Genomic DNA, 5,373 nt, shown 5'->3' with positions numbered 1-5,373 from the left:
TGAACGTCTTTTAGCCGAGATAAAGGAACGGGACGACCGTGACCGTAATCGGCCTATCGCGCCTCTGGTGCCCGCTTCTGACGCCCTCGTGCTGGATTCTACCAGCATGTCGATCGAAGAAGTGATCCGGCAGGCGTTGACGTATGCACAGAAAGTGTTGGCGTTGCCGCAGCAATAAGCGCGGCGGCGCTATTGGCTTTTTGTCATATTTGTCATAGCGGTATCGCAATATATCGGGTAAAATTTTACCCCTGTAACCTTAAACCCTGTCGGCATGGAGCCAATGGCGGGGTATGTGAAACAACCCCATTCGGCGGGACGCTAAATGGACGTTAAACTAAAGAACCCTGAAGATTAACAACATGACTGAATCTTTCGCTCAACTCTTTGAAGAATCCTTAAAAGAAATCGAAACCCGCCCGGGTTCCATCGTTCGTGGCGTCGTTGTTGCTATCGACAAAGATATCGTACTGGTTGACGCCGGTCTGAAATCTGAGTCTGCCATCCCGGCTGAGCAATTCAAAAACGCCCAGGGCGAGCTGGAAATCCAGGTTGGTGACGAAGTTGACGTTGCTCTGGATGCTGTTGAAGACGGCTTCGGTGAAACCCTGCTGTCCCGTGAGAAAGCTAAGCGTCACGAAGCTTGGATCACGCTGGAAAAAGCCTACGAAGAAGCTGAGACTGTAACCGGTGTTATCAACGGCAAAGTGAAGGGTGGCTTCACCGTCGAGCTGAACGGCATCCGCGCGTTCCTGCCAGGTTCCCTGGTTGACGTGCGTCCGGTACGTGACACTCTGCACCTGGAAGGCAAAGAGCTTGAGTTCAAAGTCATCAAGCTGGATCAGAAGCGCAACAACGTTGTCGTTTCTCGCCGTGCGGTTATCGAATCCGAGAACAGCGCTGAGCGCGATCAACTGCTGGAAAACCTGCAGGAAGGCATGGAAGTTAAAGGTATCGTTAAGAACCTCACTGACTACGGTGCATTCGTTGATCTGGGCGGCGTAGACGGCCTGCTGCACATCACTGACATGGCTTGGAAACGCGTTAAGCACCCAAGCGAAATCGTCAATGTTGGCGATGAAATCACTGTTAAAGTGCTGAAGTTCGACCGCGAGCGTACTCGTGTATCCCTGGGCCTGAAACAGCTGGGCGAAGATCCATGGGTTGCTATCGCGAAACGTTACCCAGAAGGCACCAAGCTGACTGGCCGTGTAACCAACCTGACTGATTACGGCTGCTTCGTAGAAATCGAAGAAGGCGTTGAAGGTCTGGTACACGTTTCTGAAATGGATTGGACCAACAAAAACATCCATCCGTCCAAAGTTGTTAACGTGGGCGACGTAGTGGAAGTGATGGTTCTGGACATCGATGAAGAACGTCGTCGTATCTCCCTGGGCCTGAAGCAGTGCAAATCCAACCCATGGCAGCAGTTCGCAGAAACCCACAACAAGGGCGACCGCGTTGAAGGTAAAATCAAGTCTATCACTGACTTCGGTATCTTCATCGGCCTGGACGGCGGCATCGACGGCCTGGTTCACCTGTCTGACATCTCCTGGAACGTTGCAGGCGAAGAAGCAGTACGTGAATACAAGAAAGGCGACGAAATCGCTGCGGTTGTTCTGCAAGTTGACGCAGAGCGCGAGCGTATCTCCCTGGGCGTGAAGCAACTGGCTGAAGACCCGTTCAATAACTACCTGTCTATGAACAAGAAAGGTGCTATTGTTACTGGTAAAGTCACTGCAGTTGACGCCAAAGGTGCTACAGTTGAATTGGCAGGCGGCGTAGAAGGTTACCTGCGTGCATCTGAAGCCTCTCGCGACCGCATTGAAGATGCAACTCTGGTTCTGAACGTAGGTGACGAAGTTGAAGCTAAATTCACCGGCGTTGACCGTAAGAACCGCGTTGTAAGCCTGTCCGTACGTGCTAAGGACGAAGCTGACGAGAAAGACGCCATCGCAACTGTTAACAACAAACAGGAAGAAGGCAACTTCTCTAACGCAATGGCTGAAGCTTTCAAAGCGGCTAAAGGCGAGTAATGACGGGGGGCGGTCGCTGACCGCCCCAATACGGTAGTTTAGCTGCAAAGCTTGGAGGTACTATGACCAAGTCTGAACTTATTGAAAGACTTGCTGGCCAGCAATCTCATATTCCGGCGAAGGCCGTTGAGGATGCAGTGAAAGAGATGCTTGAGCACATGGCCGCTACGCTGGCCGAGGGCGAACGCATTGAGATCCGCGGATTCGGCAGTTTTTCTCTTCACTACCGTGCCCCGCGTGTAGGCCGCAACCCGAAAACCGGTGACAAAGTCGAGCTGGACGGCAAGTACGTTCCTCACTTCAAACCAGGCAAAGAGTTGCGTGACCGCGCCAATATCTATGGCTAGTCGCTGACTGATCATAGCGTTGTTGCTTGTAAAGAATATAAAACGGTGCCTGTAAGGCGCCGTTTTTTTTCGCCTGCGATTCTCCACGATACGCTTGTGAATTGCGTACTGCGCCGCATTTGCGGTGTAGTTGCTGCATAAACCTCTCTTACCCTGGCGCGCTCGCCGCATTCTCGCTAAAGCCCGCTGGTCGCGGCATGCCGCTTGACTCATCCTGTTTGCCTGCCGTAACGCGCTTGTGCGCGTGGCGGGTGCGATGGGAGAAGAACGATCAAAATTTCGCTGGATCTGGCGATATTCGCCGTTATCTGCGGCATCTTGCCGCTGCTGATTTTACCGCAGTTGCCAGAACTATGGCTGCTGTGGCCGATGCTGTTTGTCGGCTGCTTGCTGTTGCGCGCGCGTTGGCCGTTCTGCCGCTATTTGGCCTGCCTGGGATTGGGATTCACATGGGCGGTTTTCAACGCCGGAAGCCTGCTCGGGCAAATGGAGCGCTTAACTCGCATGCCGGACGTGACGGCGGTGGTGCAGGTGAGCAGCGTCGCGCTGGAGCCCGCCGCCAGTAAACAGACGCTGATGCGCATCGAGCGGGTCGACGGTCATTGGTTGGCGCCTGCGCTGGCGTTTACCACGACGTGGGCTCCCGAACGGCAGCGGCTGTGTGCCGGGCAGCGTTGGCAATTGAAACTGCGCCTGCGGCCGGTACATGGCAAGCTCAATGAAGGCGGATTTGACAGCCAACGTTGGGCGATTGCCCAGCGCCAGCCGTTGACGGGGCGGGTCAGGCAGGCTCGTTTGCTGGATGGCGACTGCGGGCTGCGTCAGCGCATCATCAGCCATGCGGAAACTAACATCGGTGAATTGCGTTACAAGGCGGTATTGCTGGCGCTGGCGTTTGGGGAACGAACCGCGCTGGAGCAGGCTTTGCGCACGCTGATGCTGAAAACCGGCATCGCTCACCTGATGGCCATTTCAGGGTTGCATGTGGCGATGGTCGCCATTTTGTTCTGGGCCGCGTTGCGAGCGCTGCAGTTTTTTCTTCCCGCCCATTTGATTGGCTATCGCTTTCCATTGGTCGCAGGCTGGGTGGCGACGCTGATCTATGTTTGGTTGGTGGGCGCCCAACCGCCGGCGGTGCGTACCGCGTTGGCGATGACGCTGTGGATGCTGTTGCGCTTGCGCGGCGTTCATTGTTCTTCCTGGCAAGTGTGGCTGTGGTGTATCGGGCTGATTTTGCTGTGCGATCCGTTGGCGGTTTTGTCAGACAGTTTTTGGCTGTCGGTGCTGGCGGTGGGGTGTTTGATTTTTTGGTTTGAATGGGCACCGCTCAGCGAGCGATTTCGCTCGGCCTGGTATTGGGCGCCGGTACGCTGGCTGCATATTCAGTTGGGCATGACGTTGTTGCTGGTGCCGATGCAGGTCGCGCTGTTTTTAGGTCTGACGCTGACCTCGCTGCCTGCCAATCTTTGGGCTGTGCCCATCGTCTCATTGGTGACGGTGCCGTTGATTTTGCTGGCGGTGATCGGCGGCGTCTTCCCCTCGCTAAGTTACGGGCTTTGGTGGTTGGCAGATTTCACGTTGAGCGGGGTGTTTGTGCCGCTGCATTACCTGCAACGCGGTTGGGTGGATTTGGGGGCCGCCTCGCTGCTGGCCAGCATAGCGGGATGGCTTATCGTTATCTGCTGGCGCTTTCATTGGTGGTGGCGCTGTGCGCCGGGGCTGGCGGCGGTGGCGATATGCTGCGTGTTGTGGCGTGGCAAAGCGCCGGACTATCGCTGGCGCGTCGATATGCTTGATGTCGGGCACGGGTTGGCGGTGGTTCTCGAGCAAAACGGCAAGGGGATACTGTACGATACCGGCGATCGTTGGCCCGCGGGCAGCGCCGCCGAACGGCATATCTTACCGATGCTGAACTGGCGGAATATTGAACTGGAGCAGATCATTATCAGCCATATTCACCTCGATCATATCGGCGGGCTGCCGGTGATGCGGCGGGCATTTCCTCAGGCGACGGTGCGCAGCCCGATACGCGGGGAAGGACACTTGCCCTGCGTCGCCGGTGAGCGTTGGCGCTGGCAATCGCTGCAATTCGAGGTGCTGTGGCCACCGAAAACGCGCAAAAGGCCGGTCAATGACGACTCCTGCGTGATCCGCATCGACGATGGGCAATTCAGTTTGCTGCTCACCGGCGATGCGGAAAAGCAGGCGGAGGCGCAGCTGTTACGGTTGCGGCGCGATCGCTTGGCGGCTACGGTGTTGCAGGTGGGGCATCACGGCAGCAAGACGTCCTCGACGCCGCCGTTTCTGCGCGCGGTCAATCCCGAAGCGGCGCTGGCGTCCGCATCGCGTTACAACAAATGGCGATTGCCGGCGCGGAAAGTGGTCGCCAGATACCGGGCAAATGGCATCCAATGGCGCGATACGACGCGCTCCGGTCAGTTATCGGTACTTTTTTTCGACAACGATTGGCAAATTAAAGGCTTTCGCGAACAATTAATGCCCCGTTGGTACCATCAGCGGTTTGGCGTAGAGGGTGATAATGAGTAAAATAGGCCGCTATTTCTTCCGATGCTGGTATTTGCATGATGAATGATAAAGATCTCTCGACCTGGCAGACGTTCCGTCGACTCTGGCCGATGATCACTCCTTTTAAGACCGGGCTGATTGTGGCCGCCATTGCGTTGATTATGAACGCAGCGGGGGACACGCTGATGCTGTCTCTGCTTAAACCGCTATTGGACGATGGGTTTGGAAAAACCGACAGCAGCGTGCTGGTATGGATGCCGTTGGCGGTGATTGCGCTGATGTTGATGCGCGGCGTGACCAGTTTTGTTTCAAGCTACTGCATTTCCTGGGTTTCCGGCATGGTGGTGATGCAAATGCGCCGCCGCCTGTTTGGCCACATGATGAGAATGCCGGTGGCCTTCTTCGATCAGCAGTCCACCGGGACTTTGCTGTCGCGTATTACCTATGATTCCGAGCAGGTAGCT

5 protein-coding genes are annotated in these 5,373 nt (G+C 55.8%); all 5 read left to right on the top strand.

Translation table 11 applies throughout. The annotated features are described in order from the left end of the window. On the top strand, nt 1-178 hold a 178-nt coding region (locus MMS95_RS23985), incomplete at its 5' end, for a (d)CMP kinase (RefSeq protein ID WP_242142423.1). Nucleotides 179-362: 184 nt separating this feature from the next. Then, nucleotides 363-2,036, top strand: a complete 1,674-nt coding sequence (gene rpsA / locus MMS95_RS23980; RefSeq protein ID WP_004928267.1) for a 30S ribosomal protein S1 — start codon at nt 363-365, stop codon at nt 2,034-2,036. A gap of 62 nt (nt 2,037-2,098) precedes the next feature. Next, nucleotides 2,099-2,383 carry an integration host factor subunit beta gene (gene ihfB, locus MMS95_RS23975; RefSeq protein ID WP_004928264.1) on the top strand — a complete coding sequence of 95 codons (285 nt, stop codon included), beginning with the start codon at nt 2,099-2,101 and terminating at the stop codon, nt 2,381-2,383. Nucleotides 2,384-2,659: 276 nt separating this feature from the next. Further along, nucleotides 2,660-4,930 carry a ComEC family protein gene (locus MMS95_RS23970; protein WP_242142421.1) on the top strand — a complete coding sequence of 757 codons (2,271 nt, stop codon included), beginning with the start codon at nt 2,660-2,662 and terminating at the stop codon, nt 4,928-4,930. A 35-nt stretch (nt 4,931-4,965) separates the two neighbouring features. Next, nucleotides 4,966-5,373 (top strand): ABC transporter transmembrane domain-containing protein (locus tag MMS95_RS23965; protein ID WP_242142419.1); only part of this gene is annotated, 408 nt, incomplete at its 3' end.

Origin of the sequence: Serratia sp. PGPR-27 (genome assembly GCF_022678525.1) — a bacterium.
Lineage (GTDB): Bacteria > Pseudomonadota > Gammaproteobacteria > Enterobacterales > Enterobacteriaceae > Serratia > Serratia nematodiphila.
Note: the sequence above shows the minus strand (reverse complement) of the source record. Positions and strands in the feature narration are given on the sequence as shown.

What these genes read in the sequence shown, in the direction of transcription:
- ihfB (WP_004928264.1), top strand. Translation starts at nt 2,099, where the DNA reads ATGACCAAGTCTGAACTTATTGAAAGACTTGCTGGCCAGCAATCTCAT.
- rpsA (WP_004928267.1), top strand. Translation starts at nt 363, where the DNA reads ATGACTGAATCTTTCGCTCAACTCTTTGAAGAATCCTTAAAAGAAATC.